The organism is Leucobacter sp. M11 (assembly GCF_035726885.1).
Classification (GTDB): domain Bacteria; phylum Actinomycetota; class Actinomycetes; order Actinomycetales; family Microbacteriaceae; genus JAPFRB01.
Map to the genome: position 1 here is coordinate 85,380 of NZ_JAPFRB010000005.1, position 508 is coordinate 85,887.

Here is a 508-nt window from a genome sequence, read left to right on the forward strand (position 1 = left end):
CGCGTGGCCCGCGCCGACACGGCGGAACATCGCGCGTTTTGTCGGAGTACTGGGCCGTCCAGGGCTCTCACCGCGCCTGCCGATCGGGCCTGGGGTGGAACACCGCATCGATCGGCCCGCGCCGTGGCAACCACCCCAGCACGGAGGAACCCGGGGAAGACGGCATCGGCGCTCGGGAAGATGTTCATGAGCAGACCGTCACCGGGTCCACGGACATTCGCGTTTGCAATGGTGGGGGACGCGTGGACTGCGGCGGCACGGCGGTGATCCGCGCGAGTTGCCGGAGTGCGCCACCGGAGAAACACACCACCGCGGGAGCCCCTGGGGGAAGGGCGACACCCGGGAAATGCGCGGTCCACGGAGGCGGCACCACCCCGCCCGGGCGGAACCCGGGGGCGGTGGCGTCAGCGCTGGGGAAGAAGGTCATGTGCAGACGGTCACCGGGGCAACCGGCCCACGCGTTTCCGGGCGAACCGCGTCCGGGTGGCGACGGCCCCAAGCCCCGGAG